Genomic DNA, 19,860 nt, shown 5'->3' with positions numbered 1-19,860 from the left:
GTGTATTACGACGTCATTCGGGGCGGGGCGAGCACTCAGTCCAAGACCCTGAGCCTGGAGGTGGAAGCCCTGGCAGCACAGGAATGGGACCTGGTGAGTATTCCTGAGGCCACAGGCGGGGTGATTGAAACCAGCGGTGCCTACACCGTCCGGATTGATGCCTGGCCGTTCATGGTGGCCGGGCAACTGTTGACCGTATTCCTGCGGGGCACCACCGATACCCTGCTGTTCAGCAGGCCAGTGACCGCTGCTGAAGTGACCGCCGGGCGTGTCACTGCGCCTATCCCGGCGGACTATCTGCGGACACTGGCAGCGGACAGCACCCTGAGGGTAGAAGCCAATGTGTCGCTGGATGGCAGTGGCAACCAGGCCACAGCCCAGGCGTTTGAGGTAGCTCGTTATGACGTCAGAAGGTCTGCGGGGATCGTGGAAACAATCACAGTCGGCAATGCGCCAACATTTATGACGCTTAGCCCGGATAACAAAAAACTTTATGTGGGCTACAACAACCTCAATACGGTTCACGTCATCAGTACCGAGACAAATGCCATCGTGCACACTATCCCACTCCAGGCAGTAGCCCGAGGCCTTGTAGTAAGCCCAGATAGTTCACGCCTGTATGTAGGGCTCCTATCAAACACTATAACCCTATATGAGTACGAAACTACGTTTTATACTACAGTTCAAACATCCAACGTCAATTACACCACCTATTTCATGGCTCGAAACCCAAGCGGATCAAGGCTTTACCAAGGATACTTCACCTACATCTATAGCTATGACACATTCAATTTAAGGATAACCGCACCGACCTTTTCTCTAGGCGTCAGTAAACAGCTCTCTTCCATAATTATGAACAGCGATGGCACTCGCCTTTATGCTGGGAACTCTCATGGATTAATGGTCTTCACTGCTGCTGGAGCCGTAATAAGAGATCTGCAGCTAGCGCTCCCCTACCCCTACTTTAATAGCGTAGCTTTAAGCCCGAACAAACCCAGGCTGTATGCCAACAGCACCACAGGAGAAAACTCTTACCTGGGAATTTTTGATACGGATACCATTACACTCGTCAAGTCTATTCCCGGCTTCAGAACTCCGTTAGGTTTGGTTTTCAATCCCGACCCGGCGGTCTATCGTGCCTACGTTACGGAAAACACAGGCAATTCAGTGAGAGTGATCGACACAGAGGCTGAAGAGTCTATTGCTAGTATCACAGGCTTTGACAGACCGTTCGGTATTGTCTTCAACTCTGATAGTAATACGCTCTATGTTGCCAATAACGGCACCAATACCATTTCGGTGGTGAACGTATAAACGGTCAATAGTCACCGCAAAAAAAATGCCCCGTATCCTTCGATACGGGGCATTTGTCGTTATGCAAAAGTCCTGGGGTTCAATTCATCGCTTAGCACAACGTACTGCTCATCCCACCCTTAGAAGTCGTAACGCACACCCACGTTAACGCCCCAAGGCTGGTCGATGCTACGGCCCTGGCTGCGCTCCACGTCCGCATGCACCTTGAAGTTCTTCGACACCGACATCGCCACCCCGGCCCCGACTTCGATGCGTGTGCCCGACAGGTCGTTGTTGAACTTGTTGTCGTTCACGAACACCTTGTTGCTCTGGTTGAACTCATGGGCCACGGCGGTGCGCAAGTAGGGTTGCAGGATGCTGCCACTGTCGAGTTGGATATTACGCCCGGCGGTCACACCGGCCTTGCCCACTACAGAAGCGGTACGGTCGCCCTTGGCATGCAGGCCGTTGTCCAGGTCGTAGCTCTGACGCTGGATGAATGCCGTCGCCAACTGCCCGTAAGGCTCTACGAAGTAACCGTCATCCAACTTGATATGACGACCAAACTCAGCAGAGGCACTCACCGCGTTTTGAGTGAAGTCGCCCTTGGCCTTCTTACCGTCACTCATGGCCACCTTGGACTCGTTGTGCAACCGGTTGAACTTCATCACGCCATCGAAGTAGAAGCCGCTCTCGGCATCCAGCCAGGTGGCATAACCACCGACGTAGTAGCTGTTGATCGTCGCGCTGCTGCCACGCTTCAAGTCCAGGTCCGAGGTGCTGTGACCGGCCATGAAACCGGCCAGCCACTGGCCGTCGCCGCCGGAAAGTGGCACGTCGGCACCCAGGGTAAAACCACGTTGGGTCTGGTTGTAATCAATGCCCTTGTTCTTGTTGGACACTTCGTACTTGTTGCCATAGGCACGGCTCCACAGGCCCGACGACTTGCCGTCGCTGAGGCGCAGTTCGCCCATGCGCGTACGCAGGTTGGTCATCTCGCCGTACAGCACGCTGGGTGCGGCGTTGGCCAGGGCCAGCACCGAGTGGGTGCTTGGGCTGATGACCTTGCTGCTTGGGTCCAGCAACCAGTCCTTTTGGTCATTTTCGTTAATCAGGCTGTAGGAGTAGGTACCTACGTCAACGCGATCATTGACCAGGCTGAACTGAGCGCCGCCGTCTTCGGTATGCACGACATGCAAACGATCATCGGACAACGGGTCGGCACCGCTGCTGGCGATCAACAGCTTGTGGTCGCCTGACGACGTCCCGGTGACATTCAGGAAGTCCCCCGTCAGGGTCGCGAAATCAGCGGTCATGATAAAGGTGCCGTTGCCCGACAGGTTCGCCACGTCCAACTGATAGAAGGTACCTGGCTCGCCGAACTTGATGTTGCCGTTGTTCAGGGACAGATCACCCACCTGCTGGTTGTCGACCATGACCCAGGTGGCGTCGCTGTTGATCGCCAACGCGTCGACGTTTTCCAGGCGCCCGGTCAGCACCGAACCATTGTTCAAGCCCACATTGGCGGTGCCGCCGGAATTGATCACATCGCCGGTCATCGACGCACCGTCCAGGCTCAGGTCCAGCACGCTGGCTGCGCCCACCTGGATATTACCGGCCAGCGCGGTGTTGCTGACGCGCATGTCGGCCGAGCCGCCATTGGTCAGCTCCAGCATGTTGCCGTTGCCACCTACGAGGGTAGAGCCATTGTTGACATTGATCTGGCTGCCACCTGGGTAATCCACCAGGATAGCCGCACCCGTTCCGCCCACTACCTCAGTTTGATTGAGGGTCAACACCGAAGGGTTGTCCTGACCCGGCAGGCGGTAGGCGACAATACCGTTGGCCCCACCAAAGATACGGCTGTTTTGGGTGGTCAGTTGACCGTCAAAAGACTTCAAGCCAACCTGGCCACCGTTGACCTGCGTGCCATTCAATATCAGCGAGCTGGGACCACTGAGCACTATAGCGTCCGTAGCGCCTTCGACCAGGCTGTTGGAAACCACGGCAGAGGAGCCACGAGCACCCTCGGTGCCTACGATCATGCCTATAGCACCGTCACTGGAAATGTGGGCATCGTTGACCGTGGCTTCACTGCCATACAGCGAAACCCCAACTTCGGTACCTGATGCCTGTACCCGCCCACCGTTCATATTGAAGGTCGAATCATAAGCCAGGACCGCCACGATGTGCGCGCCATCGGAGGTCAGGGTAGCGTCGTTCATCTTGTAGCGATCGTGAAGCGAGTTGGCATTGATGATCACATGCTGACCGGGATAAATATCCAGGGCCATGACCTTTGTCGCAACCAGGGAGAACGGTACAACCGCCAGCATTTTGATTGCTGCAGATAACCGGGATTGGGTAAAGATTTTTTCGTTGATCACAGGGTAGTACCTCTAGTCGGGTGACTGAACAAGCCAAGCGATTACAGGACTCATCGACTCAGGCTTTCAGAGGCGCAAAGAGTACGTACCCTTGAGGGAGGATCATGTAGGTCAAGTCCCTTAGTGCGTAGGACTTATCCTAATAACTTGTGAGGTAGCCACAGGAGGAGGGAGCAAGTCGCGACAGTAGAAGTACATCATGAGCATAGGCAATAACGAAAACACACCTGGACTATTGCGGCTGATGCCGCAATCGTTCAGGTGTGTGCTGGGCAGGACTATACAACAAGGACTATCCGCAAATGGTGCCTCCCGCTGTGCGACGGTTCATATAGACGACGGTAGGATCGGATTCGCCGGTGGTTGCACCATCCACTTTGATCACTCTGTATCTCGCCTCAATACGCCCGGTAGTGACCGGCTGAATGAACGGCGTGAACGCCACTGTTAACAACTCCCCTGGATGGCCCGGAGTATTGTGGTTGTTCGTGACCACCACAGGCGGGAAGGTATGGTCTACGACAATGGTTGTAGAGTTCAGATCGTCCGGACCGTAGACCACCCAATGAAGGATTACCGAGTCGCCTGCCTGCAAATTCACCGAGTCATAGATGACCGTTCTGATGCCGTCGAAAATGCGCTGATCGCAGGTAATGACAAACAATCCGCCGCCGATAGGCAACGCGTCGGGAAACACGACCGGCTCAAGGTCTTCCAACACAAAGGCATTGACCTGAACAGGCGTTTCCAATGAGTCGATAATGTTGTCATTAAGCCCATTGTTGAGCGAGTACCAAACGGGCTTGACTCCGTTGCCTTGCGCGGCAATAACACTGGCCGGAATAGTCAACTCGAACTGGGGCAGAAGCAGGTCTGCCGCAGTCACGGTATGCGTAGGCGTAAGGGCCGGAACACCATCCCAGTAGATCTGAATCCGGTGCCCTACCGCCGCCCCGTCGTAAACATCGAAGCGACCAGTCGCCGGGCCGGTGTCCCCCTCGCCGATTTCATCGATCAGGCCCTCGGACGACTCTACAACTATCAGATCCAGGCTCGGGTTGACAGGGCCCGGATCCTCCGGCCGCCCACCCGCGGAACGCAGATCCACGTTGACGGTGAGGGTGTCTGAACTCGCCGAAGGCGCACCATCACGAACGACCCGGTAAAACACGTCAGCTGTATAAGCTGCCTCCAGCCCACCCTCCCTGAGGACGTCCCATGGAATCTGCACGCGCTGCGGCCACGCCACCGAGGTCAGGGTATGGCTGATCATCAGGCCGTTAAATGAAATGAGGATGTCATCTCCCACTCTTGCATTGTCGTAACCATCAATGAAAACCTCGGCGCGCCCCATCTGTGCATCGGTGAGATCGAGGGGAGCTTCAGGTACACGGGGTGGAAGCAAGTTGGTGGCTGAAGGCTCCGTAACAACAGCCAGCACCCTCAAGTCTGCTGGCCAACTGGTAGGGTTGCCCGCGCGGTCCATATAGCGATAGGTGATGAATTTCTGCCCCGCACCTCTTGCCAGTATCGTCGCTGCCGTCAAAGGAACATTCAGGGGATCGGTGGTCCTGGGCAAGTCGCTCATGCTGAAAATAGGAAGTGGGTCCAACAAACTCCAGTACAGCAAAACGGCGTCACCTACCTGAGGATCCAGGCGCCCGGGAATCACCAGGTCCAGTACATCATCATGAGCCGCCAGGTCCTCCATCGTGAGCACCTCATCGACCCAGGTGGGCAGCACCACCGCCGCCGGGATGATGCGCGCGTTGGGGTCGACCCGGTCAACGGTGACTACCGTAGGGGTAGCTGGGCCATCAGTACCCCCCGTCGCTTGAAAGACTTCATACCTCAAATTTTTTACCCCATGTTCACCAATGTCCGACTCTGAAATTGAAAACTCATAGGGCCAAGTGAGTGAAGCAAGAGGCTTGGCAAAAGGAATGCGAGTACCGTAAGGCACATTGTTTATATAAATCTGCAATTGATCCGGATTGGTTCCAGGCATAGGAAATGTATCGATCCATTGATCAATTTCACATTTTACTCCCTCCGTATAAAGCGTCATGACACTCATCAAACCCGGCTGCCCTCCCGGGAGATCGGGAAGCGCATTAGTGACACGTAATGCATCAAGTACAAAGGGCGTGCCAGGAGAATAGTTCCACGGCCGCGGAATCGATAAAGGGTCCCCACTGCCGGAGGTGGCCTGATTAAATTTATTTGAGTTTGCCATCATTAGGTACTCTGAGGTTTGTGGGCTGTTCTCGCTCGTCGTCATGTACTAGAACAAGAACAGCTTAATTAAACCCCCAACCCAATCGGACCGTATCCTGTCAAATCTGACAGCTGCACAACCGGTTAAAATATGCTTCGAGCAAACAACAACAACTTGGCTGTTTTTTTATAACACTCCAGAATTAGAAATCCGCTATTAACGCCATACGGTATTAATAAAAGTTAATCTGCGGCGACTTTCCTACAGTATGGGCCGTGATCAGCACCGTCGGTCGCGAGCCTGTTGCAGGAGACTTCATACCACTCTTAAAAAAAAGCCAGTCAGCTTGGCTGACTGGCATTGGGGCTTACACCTCTGAAACAACCAACCAGTAAATAGCCTAAACGTCACCGGCCGTCGGCCCCAGGCAAGTCCCACCACCTGGCCGTTTCAAATCAATGTAGACCAACTTGGTCGACGATAGCCCGGTCGGTCCCGCGACCTTGTATAACCGATACGAAACCCGGGCGGATCCATAGTTCGTCACCAGCCCTGGCCGAGTAATCAATGGGTTGAACGGCAAGATCCCGATGGGAACGACACCGCTATCTCGATGCTCTTCGGTCAACGTCTGATCAAACCACACTTGTGTATCGTCAAAGGGCAGCCCCCCGCCATTTTGTGATGGGTAACTCGCCCAATACAGCCGAACGGTATCACCCACCTGGAAATGTGTGGTGTTCCAATCGATGCCCATAAACACGCCAGTCCACGGCTCAGGCGAGGTCTCACACGCGATAAAGTTACGCGGGCTGTCATTCAATAACCTGGGCTGCTGTAAACCGGTGAGCGTATCGAACTCCACCCGTACCGGGGTGAACGGGCTGCGTTGTCGATTGACTCCGTTGTTGGTCCAGTAATACACCGGCAATGCCGGATTGGCGCCGACCGAGATGACCGACCATGGAATCTCGAACGTTACCGTCTGACCGGCAACATCCGCCGGCTGAACCACATAGTCATCGACAAACACCGTATCACTGCCCCAATACAAGGACAAAGTCTGCCCCGCGACGGGGTTGTCATACAGCGGTACTTGCGCAGGTACCGGGCCTGGGAAATCCACATTGGTGATCACGTCATCGCCCGTCGCGCCGTTTACAGTCACCCTCGCAAGGCCTGGGTTGATGGGGTCCGGTCCAATCGGATCAGGGCCCGCGACGGTCAGGTCAACCTCATAGAAACTGTTCGGAGAGTTCTTCGTCGCCGTACCGCGCTCGTACAGATAGTAAACCCGCACCGGGTAACGAATGTCGAAGCCACCCGACGCGAGCACAGGCCAGGGTACCTCGACCGGAATCGGCCAGTTCTGCACCGCACCAATGGTAATGGCCGGCGACAGGGCCTGGCCATTCCAAAAGACGACGATCCTGTCCCCGGGATCAGCACCAACGATCTGAGGAATCGACACCCTCACCGTTTGGCGCGCGTCCTCCAAATCGATCAGGCCGTCAATCTCGGCCAATGGCACTTGAGGACGAGGCAAATCAGGCAGCGAGACGAGCGAGACATTGATGGGCACGGCGGCCGAAAAAGGCCCGACGTTACCCGCCCGGTCCGCCAGGCTATAGGAGGCATACATCGGCCCCGGACCACTGGCTCGAACGAACGCCTCAGGAAACGTGACAAAAATGGGCGCGCCCTCGACCTGCGCCCTTGTAATGTCCACCCTATCTACCCTGAAAACATCCGGTACAGGGCCCCAGTAGAAGGTCACCACATCCTCGGTACGCATTTCTGCCCAACGGGGTACCTCCGCCGTTACCCCACCATGCAAGTCCAGGTACGCTTCCGTCACCCCATTGAGTTGCACCTCGGCATCAAAGACCAATTCAAAGCCCGGGTTGTTGAAATTGGGCGCCGTCTTGTCAACATTGACGAGGGTCGGAAACGAGTCGTCAGCCCCTATCAAGGGAGCACTGACCCGGTAGGTCAGGCGGTGAATGCCGCCAGTGGACAAGACGCTGTCGGGAAGGTCCTGGATCAATGGGAATACGATATCGGGATCGTAAGGACCGACAAGATCGTAGACATGTTCGCTGTTCCCATCCCAGAAGTACTCCACACGAGTGGTCATGGCCAGGTTCGCGAAGTTGACCGGCCAGACCCTCTCAATGGTCACCTGCAGCGGTTGGTCTTGAATACTCAGCGGGATCGTATAGGCCGCCTCATCCCACAGCAGCGGCAATGCCTGGGTAGGTATCGGGTTGTCCAGAACCAGAATGGACGGGTCGCGCCCAGACTCGCGCGGATCTTGATGATCTGCCGGCAGGGCCGGCCCATTTGGGTCAGTGGATGAAGGCAAAATCGAATCAGACATGTTCACTCTCCTGGAGTAATCAATCGATGATCGACCATTGGCTACAACGCTGGCGTAGGCCAGACCGACAAGGCCAGAGAGATTATTTAATGCGCAATTTCCCATCGGCGATACTGTCGGAAGTAACAGGTAAGGCCACTTTTTCCGGCAAACAGGCAACGTTCAATAGTGCCGCCCTCCCCCTGGCTATCCAGTGTTGGGACGGCGTGGGGCGGCATTGCACCGCCCACGCCACTTAGAGCGCGGGGAGCACCCAGTTGATGGCTGTCTCGCCATTCTGCTCAAGAAACTTGTTGGTACGGCTGAAATGCCCGCAGCCGATGAAACCTCTATAAGCCGACAATGGTGAAGGATGCACCGACGTCAGCACCAGATGCTTGGTGGCGTCGATCAGCTTTTGCTTGCCCTGCGCGTGGGCGCCCCACAGCAAGAACACCAGATGTGGCTGATGCTCGCTCACCAGCTCGATAATCCGATCGGTAAAAAACTGCCAGCCCTTGCCCGCGTGGGCGTTGGCATTCGCGCGCTCCACCGTCATGGTGGTGTTGAGCATCAGCACACCCTGATCGGCCCAGCTTTGCAGGTAGCCGTGGTTGGGGATGTCGATGTTCAAGTCGCGCTTGAGTTCTTTATAGATATTGACCAGCGACGGCGGCGCCGGCACGCCCGGTTGCACCGAGAAGCACAGGCCATGGGCCTGGCCCGGGCCGTGGTATGGGTCCTGGCCGAGGATCACCACCTTGACCTTGTCCAGGGGCGTTGAGTTGAGTGCGTTGAAGATCATCGGGCCCGGCGGGTAGATCTCCTTGCCAGCGGCGTGCTCCTGGCGCAGGAATTCGCGCAACTGGGCCATGTACGGCTGGTCGAACTCGTCACGCAGGGCGTGTTTCCAGCTGGGTTCGAGTTTGATACGGTCGTCGGTGGTCATGGTTGTATCCAGAAAAAACAATGGTGCGAACCCTAGGAAAGCCCACCCTGCTTGTCAATTGATCTGACGCAGAACCGGCACTTTCCCGCGAAGCGATCATACTGAACCTTCACTTTCTCGATTGAGGTCATGATGAACCTGCACTTCGAAGAGCTGATTGGCACGGGCGGCGCCCGCGTCGGCGTCGCCAGTCTGGACGCTGAGAAATCCCTCAACGCCCTGTCCCTGCCGATGATCCTGGCCCTGGCCGAACGCCTGGATGCCTGGGCCAAAGACCCGCAAATCGTCTGCGTGCTGTTGCGCGGCAACGGCCCCAAGGCCTTTTGCGCCGGCGGTGAAGTGCGCAGCCTGGCCCAGGCCTGCCGTGAACATCCCGGTGAAGTCCCGGCGCTGGCCGCGCAGTTTTTCGCCGCCGAATACCGTCTCGACTACCGTCTGCACACCTACCCCAAACCACTGATCTGCTGGGGCCACGGCTATGTGCTGGGCGGCGGCATGGGCTTGCTGCAAAGCGCAGCGGTGCGCATCGTCACCCCGAGCAGCCGCCTGGCCATGCCGGAAATCAGCATCGGCCTGTACCCGGATGTGGGCGCCAGTTGGTTCCTGTCACGCCTGCCCGGCAAGCTGGGTTTGTTCCTGGGCCTCACCGGCGCTCACATGAATGGCCGCGACGCCCTGGACCTGGGCCTGGCCGACCGCTTCCTGCTGGATGAACAACAGGACGAACTGCTCGAAGGCCTGCTGCAGTTGAACTGGCAGGAACAGACCGAGATGCAGCTCAACAGCCTGCTCAAGGCCCTGGCCCAGGAAGCCACCGGCCAGTTGCCCGAAGCCCAATGGCTGCCGCGCCGGGCGCAGATCGACGAATGGCTGGATGTGGGAGATGTGCGCTGTGCGTGGCGCGCCTTGAGCCAATTGCGCGACCACGCAGACCCGCTGTTCAACCGCGCCGGCAAGACCCTGAGCGAAGGCTGCCCGCTGACCGCGCACCTGGTGTGGGAGCAGATCCAGCGGGCGCGGCATCTGTCCCTGGCCCAGGTGTTCCAGATGGAATACACCCTGAGCCTGAACTGCTGCCGCCACCCGGAATTCAGCGAAGGGGTGCGGGCGCGGCTGATTGACAAGGATCAACAGCCTCACTGGCACTGGCCGGATATCAACTTGATCCCCGAGGCGGTGGTGCAGGCGCACTTCCACAAGGTGTGGGAGGGGCGGCATCCGCTGGCGGATTTGTCTGACTATTAAGTAAGCGCTCGTCAGCGCGTTGAGCCTTCCAGCGTGAAGGCGCAATTATCGGGCTGACGGTCGTCGCACTGAAATATCTGTTGCCCGAAAACGTCAGTGCCGGGTCGCCAGTGCGTGGTATCTGCCAGCGACATCGTCCCTGCGCTGCGGACCGAGCCGTACCTCAAGGCGACCATATTCTCCCTTGCCGTTTTATAAAGGCACTTTTCCAGATAGCCATTCTTGCGTTCACCCGGCTCCCTTGGAATAAAAATCGCCCCCACGAATGTTTCCACGAAGTCCTGGCCGTCCATTGGCGGGCTTACCCATGGGGAGTCTTTGGCAGTTCCCTGAAAGTGCCCATCAACGTACCGGATGGCACTCGGATACGGGCAGGCTTGCGCTGCTGCTAACGTGTTAATGCCGAAAAGACCAAAAAGTAACAAATAGAGCGTACTGGCTCTCATCCCACGGGCTCCGTCAATCGATGTTGAAAACGACACGTCAAATAGACGACCGCCTCCAACTAACAACAGCCGTGCCTCCTAGTCTAGCTGTCAAATATGACAGTACCGACCAGCGGTATAAAAAACGGCGCCTGAGCGCCGCTTTTCCAACAAATACGATCAGCGATGCCCGCCACGGCCTCCGCCCTGATTGCCGCCGCCCTGGCCACGGCCACCGCCATTACCCCAGTGGCTCCCCCAACCCTGGTTGGGGTAAGGCCGGTAACCGGCTCGCGGCCCGGCAGGGTAGTAACGAGGTGCGGGCTGGTAATACCGCGGCGACGGGTAGTAACGCTGCGGTGGCGGATAGTAACCCTGGCGATAATGGTAGTAAGGCCCGCCACCGTAGTAATACGCCGGCGCAGGCGCCGTGTAGACCTCGGTACCGTAGTAGGCCTGCCCGCCACCGTAATAGGGCGCACACGCAGAAAGGGTCAAGCCGAGCAAAGCGATGAGAAGCAGTCGACGATACATGGCGGCCTCCTGGACCGCGGAAGAGCACACCCAGCGACGCTGGGGGGCGGCAAACAGCTTTCACTGATTGACGAAATATCTGACATCAAAATCTGAATCTGGTGCGATTTCGACATAGATTGATACATCTGATCGTCGCCTCATTGCAGTGCAACCCCGCACCAGCACAACGCACATTCTACGAGCCCTGCGCCCTCCTCCTCGCGCCAACCCGCGCCGTTGCTGCGCCGGTGCCACTTGGCACGACTCTCGCTTTACCTCTCCCGTGCAGGAGTCATCACAGGTTCGCGGCACCACAATTTGCAATGGCTGACTAGGGTTCCGGCTCGCTAAGGCGAGTGGCTGGTCCGAGAGTCGGCGACCTCCAGTTGAGGTTACACGGCGGGATAAAAGCCCGGGAGACAAGCCACCGTTCACGGTGCCGCGTTGCTCCTGCTCGCCCTTGATCAACTGGAGAAGCATCCATGCCCTCGATACGTTTACCCGCCCTGCTCGCCGCCGCCTTCGCCGCCGTGGTGAGCTTTTCCGCCCAGGCCGCCCCCAAAGACCATTTCAGCGTGTGCTGGACGATTTATGCCGGCTGGATGCCGTGGGAGTACGCCGGCAGCCAAGGCATCCTCGACAAGTGGGCCAAGAAGTACGGCATCAAGATCGACATGGTGCAGCTCAATGACTACGTCGAGTCCATCAACCAGTACACCGCCGGCCAGTTCGACGGCTGCACCATGACCAACATGGACGCCCTGACCATCCCCGCCGCCGGTGGCGTGGACAGCACCGCGCTGGTGGTCAGCGACTTCTCCAACGGCAACGACGGTGTGGTCATCAAGGGCGAAGGCAAGACCGTCGCCGACCTCAAGGGCATGAACGTCAACCTGGTGGAACTCTCCGTGTCCCACTACCTGCTGGCTCGCGCCCTGGAGTCGGCCGGCCTCACCGAAAAAGACCTGAAAGTGGTCAACACCTCCGACGCCGACATCGCCGCCGCCTTCAACACCGATCAGGTCAAGGCCGTCACCACCTGGAACCCGATGCTCTCGGAGATCAAGGCCAAGCCCGGCGTCACCGAAGTGTTCGACTCCAGCAAAGTGCCCGGCGAAATCATGGACATGATGGTGGTCAACACCCAGACCCTCAAAGACAACCCCAAGCTGGGCAAGGCGCTCACCGGGGCCTGGTTTGAAGTGGTCGCGCTGATGAACGCGAAAAACGCCGCCAGCACCGACGCCCTGGAACACATGGCCAAGGCTTCCGGCACCGACCTCAAAGGCTTCCAGTCGCAACTGGACACCACCAAGCTGTTCGCCACGCCCAAGGAAGCCCTGGCCTTCGCCACCAGCGCGCAGTTGCCGGCCACCATGGGCAAAGTCGCCGAGTTCTCGTTTAAACACGGCCTGCTGGGTGAAGGTGCCAAGGACACCAACGCCGTGGGCATGAGCTTCGCCAATGGCGTGACCCGCGGCGACACCGCCAACCTCAAGCTGCATTTCGACCCCAGCTACGTACAGATGGCCGCCGACGGCACGCTGTAAGAGGACCCGGCCATGCGCCTGATCAACCGTCACCCGGAACGCTCCAGCCGCCTGTTGTTGGTGCTGCTGCCTTTCGCGCTGCTGCTGTTCGCCTACTTCGTGGGCTCGGCCGAACGCCTGGCAGACAACCCCAACGACAAGCTGCTGCCCAGCGCCGTGCAAATGGGCGACGCGGTGAAACGCCTGGCCTTCAGCGCAGACGCTCGCACCGGCGAATACGTACTGTGGCAAGACAGCGCATCGAGCTTGCGCCGCCTGGCGATTGGCCTGGGCATCAGCGCCCTCGCCGGCCTGTGCCTGGGCATCGCCGCCGGCACCTTGCCGCTGTTCGGCGCACCGTTGTCGCCATTGCTGACGGTGCTGTCGATGGTGCCGCCGCTGGCGATCCTGCCGATCCTGTTCATCGTGTTCGGGCTTGGGGAATTGTCGAAAGTGATGTTGATCGTGATCGGCATCACCCCGGCCCTGGCGCGGGACCTGGAACAGCGAGCGCGGGAAATTCCCGTGGAGTTGCTGGTGAAGGCGCAGACCCTCGGTGCCTCCACCTGGACCCTGATACTGCGGGTGGTGCTGCCGCAGTTGCTGCCGCGCCTGCTGATCTCCCTGCGCTTGATGCTGGGCTCGGCGTGGCTGTTCCTGATTGCGGCAGAAGCCATCGCCTCCACTGACGGTTTGGGTTACCGGATCTTCCTGGTGCGCCGCTACCTGGCGATGGACGTGATCCTGCCCTACGTGGTGTGGATCACCCTGCTGGCCTGGCTGATGGACTGGGGCCTCAAGGCCCTGACCCGGCGTGCGTTCCCCTGGTACGAAGGAGCGCGGGCATGAGTTTTATCAGCGTCAACAATGTGTGGCAGCGCTATGGCGACCAGGTGGTGCTGGAGCGCCTGAACCTGCACGTGGCCGAAGGCGAGTTCTGCACCCTGGTCGGGACTTCCGGCTGCGGTAAATCGACCTTCCTGCGCCTGCTGCTGGGCCAGGAAACCGCCAGCCACGGCGAGATCCTGCTGGACGGTAAACCATTGGCCGCCGAGCCCGACGCCAGCCGTGGCGTGGTGTTCCAGCGCTACTCGGTGTTCCCGCACCTGACGGTGCTGGACAACGTTGCGCTGGGCCTTGAACTGCCGCGCTCACCCTTGCTCGGCCGGCTGTTCGGCAGCGCGAAAAAACAGGCGCGGGAACAGGCCGAGGCGCTGCTGCATAAAGTCGGTTTGGGCCATGCCCTGGACAAGTACCCGGCGCAGCTTTCCGGCGGCATGCAACAGCGCCTGGCCATCGCCCAGGCGCTGATCATGAAGCCGCGCATATTGCTGCTGGACGAACCCTTCGGCGCCCTCGACCCGGGCATTCGCAAAGACATGCACCTGCTGTTGCTGGAGCTGTGGCGCGAAACCAGGCTGACGGTGTTCATGGTCACCCACGACCTGAGCGAAGGCTTCAGCCTCGGCACCCGCTTGCTGGTGTTCGACAAGGTGCGCCTCGACCCGCACGCCCCGGGCGCGTATGGCGCCCGCATCACCTACGACATCCCTTTGAACAGCGAGCGCCGCAAGGCGATCGCCGCCGAACTTGGAGCCACTTCCAAATGACCGACTCAACCCAATTGTTCCCACCCTTCGCCGAGGAAATGCTCCCCGGCGGCGGCCACCGTTCCTTCGTGCTCAAGCGCGGCCAACTGCTGCGCCTCACCGACATTCGCGGCGGCGCCAACGTCAGCCTGACCCTGCTCAATGCCAATGAAAAAACCGAGCGCCTGAACTTGCCCGACAGCCTCAAGTGCCAACACACCGCCAAGCTCACCAGTGGCCATTGCCTTTACTCGGACATGGGCCGCGTGCTGGCCGCGATCACCGCCGACACCTGCGGCTGGAGCGACAGCATCGGCGGTGTGTTATGCGCCTCCGAGGTCGCCGAAAAATATGGCAAGGGCCGCTATCAAGAGCTGCGCAACGGCTTCTACCGCAACGGCACCGACAACCTGCTGGTGGAACTGGGCAAGTGGGGCCTGGGGCTTTCCGATCTGCTGATGACCCTCAACCTGTTCAGCAAAGTCACGGTGGATGACGCCGGCGGCCTGCACTTTGCGGCCGGTCATTCCAAGGCCGGCGACTACATCGAACTCTATGCACCGATGGACACGCTGGTGGTGCTCACCGCCTTGCAACATCCCATGGACCCGAACCCCGAATACGCGCCGCAGCCGCTGAAACTCAGCTGGATGAACGCCGACAAAAGCGTCGCCGAACACTGCCGCACCTCGCGCCCGGAGAACGAGCGCGGTTTTATCAACACCGACCGTCTGTTCGCCTGAGGACCTGCCATGTCTATCGCACTCGCCAAACAACCGGACGCGGCCGTGTACCGCGCGACCATTCCCGCCGGCGAACCCTGGCTGATGGAAGTCAAGGCCGGCCAGACCCTGCGCATCCTCGACCTTGAGGGCAATCAGGCCGTCGACACGCTGTTCTACAGCCTGAAAAACCCCCGGGAACGCTACGACGTGCAGCGCACCTTGCGCCGGCAAAACAGCGTGTACCTGAGCACCGGCAGTGTGCTGTATTCCAACCTCGGGCAGCCGATGCTGACCATCGTCGACGACACCTGCGGGCGCCACGACACCCTCGGCGGCGCCTGCGCCCAGGAGAGCAACACCGTGCGCTACGCCCTGGAAAAACGCTACATGCACAGCTGCCGCGACAATTACCTGCGGGCCTGCGCCCACGATGGCCGGCTGGGTAAAGGCGACATCGGGCCGAACATCAATTTCTTCATGAATGTGCCGGTGACGGCCGATGGCGGGCTGACGTTTGAAGACGGCATTTCCGCCCCCGGCAAGTACGTCGACCTGCGGGCCGAGATGGACGTGATCGTATTGATCTCCAACTGCCCGCAACTGAACAACCCGTGCAACGGCTACAACCCGACCCCTGCGGAGTTACTGGTATGGAACTGAAAATGAAGCGGTTACGTCAGTGGTTGTTCGCCCTCTGCCAGGCCCGGGCGGGGCAGTGCCTCCGAAAACACTGAAGATCAATTGTAGGAGCTGGCTTGCCTGCGATAGCGGTGGATCAGCCAACACATGGGGTGACTGACCCACCGCCATCGCGGGCAAGCCCGGCTCCCACAATTGATCTGCATTGGTGTTGAAATTTGCGCTTCGGACGACCGCAGCGCCATCCACATTTGCGGGACGGCCCGCATCCCAGGACAAGGCCGAACACACATCGGCCTGCGGGGTTTTGCCATGTTCAAAAAACTGTTGATCGCCAACCGTGGCGCCATCGCCTGCCGCATCCTGCGCACCTTGCGCGAGCTTTCGGTCAGGGGCGTTGCGGTGTATTCCGAGGCCGATGCTGCCAGCCTGCATATCCAGCAGGCGGATGAGGCCTACAGCCTGGGCGAAGGCGCGGCGGCCGGCACGTACCTGTCGGTAGAGAAAATCCTCGCCACGGCCAAGGCCTGTGGCGCCACGGCGATTCATCCCGGCTACGGCTTCCTCTCGGAAAACGCCGCCTTTGCCGAAGCCTGCGAAACAGCCGGCATCGCCTTCGTCGGCCCTACACCGGAACAGCTGCGAGTGTTCGGCCTCAAGCACACCGCCCGCGCGTTGGCCAAGCAACACAACATCCCCTTGCTGGAAGGCACCGAGTTGCTCAACAGCCTCGACGCCGCCCTGCTGGCCGGGGAAACCGTGGGCTATCCCATCATGCTCAAAAGTACCGCCGGCGGTGGCGGTATCGGCATGCGCGTGTGCAACAGCGCCGATGAATTGCGCGACTGTTTCGAGACGGTCAAACGCCTGGGCCAGAACAACTTCAGCGATGCTGGCGTGTTTATCGAGAAGTACATCCAGCACGCCCGGCATCTGGAAGTGCAGGTGTTTGGCGATGGGTGCGGCGAGGTGATCGCCCTCGGCGTGCGCGACTGTTCGGTACAGCGGCGTAACCAGAAAGTGCTGGAAGAAACCCCGGCACCGAACCTGCCCGAAGGGATGGCCGATGAGCTTTGCCGAGCAGCAATCACCTTGGCCAAAGCGGTGAACTACCGCAGTGCTGGCACCGTGGAATTTATCTTTGATAGCGCCGATGGCCGCTTCTATTTTCTGGAAGTGAACACCCGGTTGCAGGTGGAGCATGGCGTCACCGAGCAGGTATGGAACGTGGACCTGGTGCGCTGGATGGTGCAACTGGCCGCCGGGGAATTGCCGCCGCTGCGGGAGCTGGAGTTGCAGCCCCACGGCCACGCGATTCAGGCACGCCTGTACGCCGAAGACCCGGGCCGGGATTTTCAGCCGAGCCCGGGGTTGTTGACCTGTGTGGATTTCCCCGCCGCTGAAGGCCTGCGCATCGACACGTGGGTGGAGGCCGGTTGCGAGATCCCGCCGTACTTCGACCCGATGATCGCCAAGCTCATCACCTGGGCACCGACTCGCGAACAGGCACGCCTGGACCTGCATCAAGCATTGAGCAACAGTCAGTTGTATGGCGTGGAAACCAACCGGGATTACCTGCGCCAGATTCTGCTGGCCGCACCGTTCGCCAGCGGGCAGCCGTGGACCCGCTGCCTGGAAGGTCTGGTGTACCGCGCCGATACGTTTGAGGTGCTGAGCGCCGGCACGCAGACCAGCGTTCAGGATTACCCGGGGCGCCTCGGTTACTGGGCCGTGGGCGTACCGCCGTCGGGGCCGATGGACAGCCGCGCCTTGCGGCTGGGCAATCGCCTGCTGGGCAATGCCGAGGGTGCTGCGGCGCTTGAGATCACCATGAGCGGGCCGTTGTTGCGCTTCAATTGTGCGGCGGTGGTAGCGGTGACCGGAGCGGACATTGCGCTGCGGTTGAACGATGACGCGGTGCCGATGAACACCGCGTTGCGGATCCCGGCGGGCTCGACCTTGAGCCTGGGCACCATCGCCGGGGCCGGTGCGCGCAGCTACCTGTGCGTGCGCGGGGGGTTGCAGGTTCCGGATTATCTGGGCAGCAAAAGTACCTTCACCCTGGGCCAGTTTGGTGGGCATGGCGGGCGGGCTTTGCGGGCGGGGGATGTGTTGCATTTACGGCCATTGGAGGATGGCAGTTGCGGCAAAACCTTTACGCCTGAGCCGCTGGCCGAGGTGCGAACACTGCGAGTGATCTACGGCCCCCACGGCGCACCGGAATACTTCAAGCCCGAGTACATCGACACGTTCTTCGCGACCCAGTGGGAAGTGCATTTCAACTCCAGCCGCACGGGCGTGAGGCTGATCGGGCCGAAGCCATTGTGGGCGCGTACCGATGGTGGCGAGGCGGGGCTGCATCCGTCGAATATCCATGACAATCCCTATGCCATTGGTGCGGTGGATTTTACCGGAGACATGCCGGTGATCCTCGGCCCCGACGGCCCGAGCCTGGGCGGGTTTGTGTGCCCGGTGACGGTGATCGAGGCGGACTTGTGGCAGTTGGGCCAACTCAAGGCGGGCGACAAAATCAAGTTCACGCCCGTCGATCTACCCACCGCCCGCGACCTCGCCCTGAAATGGGATCACGGTAGGAGCAAGCTTGCTCGCGATGCAGGCACCTCGGTACATCCGGAACACCGCATTGATACCATCGCCGGCAAGCCGGGCTCCTACAGTTCACCTGTGGTTCTGGATATCGGCACACAGGACACCCGCCTGGTCGCCCGCCTCGCCGGCGACACCCACCTGCTCCTGGAAATCGGCGCCCCGGAACTCGACCTGGTGCTGCGCTTTCGTGCCCACGCCCTGATGCAAGCCTTCGAAACCCGGGCCCTGCACGGCATCATCGACCTGACACCCGGCATCCGTTCCCTGCAAATCCACTACCAGCCCGAACAACTGCCCCTCGCCGATCTCCTGGCGTTGATCACCAGCGAATGGCAAACCGTCTGCGCCAGCCAAAACCTGCAGGTGCCCTCGCGCATCGTCCACCTGCCACTCTCCTGGGACGACCCGGCCTGCCAACTGGCCATCGAAAAATACATGACCACCGTGCGCAAGGACGCCCCCTGGTGCCCGAGCAACCTGGAGTTCATCCGCCGCATCAACGACCTGGCCAACCTCGACGAAGTGCGCCACACCGTGTTCGATGCCAGCTACCTGGTGATGGGCCTGGGCGACGTCTACCTCGGCGCGCCCGTGGCCACGCCCCTGGACCCGCGCCACCGCCTGGTCACCACCAAGTACAACCCGGCACGCACCTGGACCGCTGAAAACTCCGTGGGCATCGGCGGCGCTTACCTGTGCGTGTACGGCATGGAAGGCCCCGGCGGCTATCAGTTCGTCGGGCGTACCTTGCAGATGTGGAACCGCTATCGGGAAGTGGCCGCGTTCGATGGCAAACCGTGGTTGCTGCGCTTCTTCGACCAGATCCGCTTTTACCCGGTAAGCGCGGACGAGCTAGTGCAGATTCGCCGGGATTTCCCCCTCGGGCGCTTTGAGTTGAGCATCGAACACAGCCAACTGAACCTGACGGATTACCAGGCCTTTCTCACCCGGGAAGCCGAGAGCATCGGCGCGTTTCGCGGGCAACAACAACGCGCGTTCAACGCCGAACGCGAACGCTGGATCGCCAGCGGCCAGGCGCATTTCGACAGTGAGGAACTCGCCCCGGCATTGGGCGAAGACACCCCGTTGCAGGCCAACGAATACAGCATCGACAGCCACATCGCCGGTAATCTCTGGCAGGTTCAGGTGGCCGTCGGCGAACCCGTCGCGGCAGGCGATGTGCTGGTGATCCTGGAGTCGATGAAAATGGAAATCCCGGTGCTCGCGCCGTTCGCCGGCACCGTGCGCGAAATTCCCGTGCGGCCGGGCAGCGGCATTGGCGCCGGGCAACGGGTGGTCGTGCTGGAGCGTGATTTGCAATAACGCGGCGGGGCTGTATCGTGCAAGGCACACCGGGTTTCACCGGGACCTTGTCC

Annotated in this window: 14 protein-coding genes and 1 riboswitch; of the genes, 8 read left to right on the top strand and 6 right to left on the bottom strand. The window is 59.7% G+C overall.

Translation table 11 applies throughout. The features are described 5' to 3' along the window. Nucleotides 1-1,314: YncE family protein (locus tag M2400_RS29795; RefSeq protein WP_405046221.1), on the top strand; the 1,314-nt coding region annotated here is incomplete at its 5' end. 119 nt (nt 1,315-1,433) lie between these two features. Here the strand turns inward: M2400_RS29795 and M2400_RS29790 are convergent. From M2400_RS29790 to ung, 4 genes are all read right to left on the bottom strand, one after another. After that, nucleotides 1,434-3,629 carry an autotransporter outer membrane beta-barrel domain-containing protein gene (locus M2400_RS29790; RefSeq protein WP_405046222.1) on the bottom strand — a complete coding sequence of 732 codons (2,196 nt, stop codon included), beginning with the start codon at nt 3,627-3,629 and terminating at the stop codon, nt 1,434-1,436. 343 nt (nt 3,630-3,972) lie between these two features. Further along, nucleotides 3,973-5,961 (bottom strand): hypothetical protein, encoded by a 1,989-nt coding sequence (locus tag M2400_RS29785; RefSeq protein ID WP_259200973.1) that lies wholly within the window; start codon nt 5,959-5,961, stop codon nt 3,973-3,975. A 337-nt stretch (nt 5,962-6,298) separates the two neighbouring features. Next, nucleotides 6,299-8,278 carry a hypothetical protein gene (locus M2400_RS29780; RefSeq protein ID WP_259200975.1) on the bottom strand — a complete coding sequence of 660 codons (1,980 nt, stop codon included), beginning with the start codon at nt 8,276-8,278 and terminating at the stop codon, nt 6,299-6,301. A gap of 235 nt (nt 8,279-8,513) precedes the next feature. Further along, complete coding sequence (ung, locus tag M2400_RS29775; protein WP_177134102.1) at nt 8,514-9,206, bottom strand: uracil-DNA glycosylase; 693 nt, start codon at nt 9,204-9,206, stop codon at nt 8,514-8,516. A gap of 132 nt (nt 9,207-9,338) precedes the next feature. On the opposite strand from ung, the gene M2400_RS29770 reads away from it, so the two are divergent. Further along, the gene (locus M2400_RS29770) at nt 9,339-10,451 is read left to right on the top strand and encodes an enoyl-CoA hydratase/isomerase family protein (RefSeq protein WP_259200980.1); all 1,113 of its coding nucleotides are present in this window, start codon (nt 9,339-9,341) and stop codon (nt 10,449-10,451) included. An 11-nt stretch (nt 10,452-10,462) separates the two neighbouring features. Here M2400_RS29770 and M2400_RS29765 read toward each other — a convergent pair whose 3' ends face one another. After that, a complete protein-coding gene (locus M2400_RS29765; RefSeq protein WP_177079550.1) occupies nt 10,463-10,897 on the bottom strand; it encodes a DUF3757 domain-containing protein in 435 nt (144 codons plus the stop codon). Nucleotides 10,898-11,056: 159 nt separating this feature from the next. Then, nucleotides 11,057-11,410: a hypothetical protein gene (locus M2400_RS29760; protein WP_010176601.1), complete on the bottom strand. Its 354-nt coding sequence runs from the start codon at nt 11,408-11,410 to the stop codon at nt 11,057-11,059. A gap of 302 nt (nt 11,411-11,712) precedes the next feature. After that, nucleotides 11,713-11,813, top strand: a riboswitch (guanidine-I (ykkC/yxkD leader). A 61-nt stretch (nt 11,814-11,874) separates the two neighbouring features. On the opposite strand from M2400_RS29760, the gene M2400_RS29755 reads away from it, so the two are divergent. The 6 genes from M2400_RS29755 (at nt 11,875) to uca (ending at nt 19,807) form a co-directional block, all read left to right on the top strand. Then, nucleotides 11,875-12,942, top strand: coding sequence for a putative urea ABC transporter substrate-binding protein (locus tag M2400_RS29755; RefSeq protein WP_093200780.1), 1,068 nt, complete (start codon nt 11,875-11,877; stop codon nt 12,940-12,942). Nucleotides 12,943-12,954: 12 nt separating this feature from the next. After that, on the top strand, nt 12,955-13,770 hold the full coding sequence (locus tag M2400_RS29750) for an ABC transporter permease (protein ID WP_259200985.1): 816 nt from the start codon (nt 12,955-12,957) through the stop codon (nt 13,768-13,770). Beyond that, nucleotides 13,767-14,531: an ABC transporter ATP-binding protein gene (locus M2400_RS29745; RefSeq protein ID WP_177079551.1), complete on the top strand. Its 765-nt coding sequence runs from the start codon at nt 13,767-13,769 to the stop codon at nt 14,529-14,531. Before M2400_RS29750 ends, M2400_RS29745 begins: the two co-directional genes overlap by 4 nt. Next, nucleotides 14,528-15,253 (top strand): urea amidolyase associated protein UAAP1, encoded by a 726-nt coding sequence (locus M2400_RS29740; protein ID WP_177045091.1) that lies wholly within the window; start codon nt 14,528-14,530, stop codon nt 15,251-15,253. The genes M2400_RS29745 and M2400_RS29740 overlap by 4 nt, the downstream gene beginning before the upstream one ends. A gap of 9 nt (nt 15,254-15,262) precedes the next feature. Beyond that, nucleotides 15,263-15,895, top strand: a complete 633-nt coding sequence (locus tag M2400_RS29735; protein ID WP_259200986.1) for an urea amidolyase associated protein UAAP2 — start codon at nt 15,263-15,265, stop codon at nt 15,893-15,895. Nucleotides 15,896-16,186: 291 nt separating this feature from the next. Continuing rightward, entirely contained in the window at nt 16,187-19,807 is a 3,621-nt protein-coding gene (gene uca / locus M2400_RS29730) for an urea carboxylase (protein ID WP_259200987.1), read from the top strand. Nucleotides 19,808-19,860 lie beyond the last annotated feature (53 nt).

Source organism: Pseudomonas sp. BIGb0558 (genome assembly GCF_024807515.1).
GTDB lineage: Bacteria > Pseudomonadota > Gammaproteobacteria > Pseudomonadales > Pseudomonadaceae > Aquipseudomonas > Aquipseudomonas yamanorum_A.
This window is presented reverse-complemented; position numbering and strand designations above follow the sequence as displayed.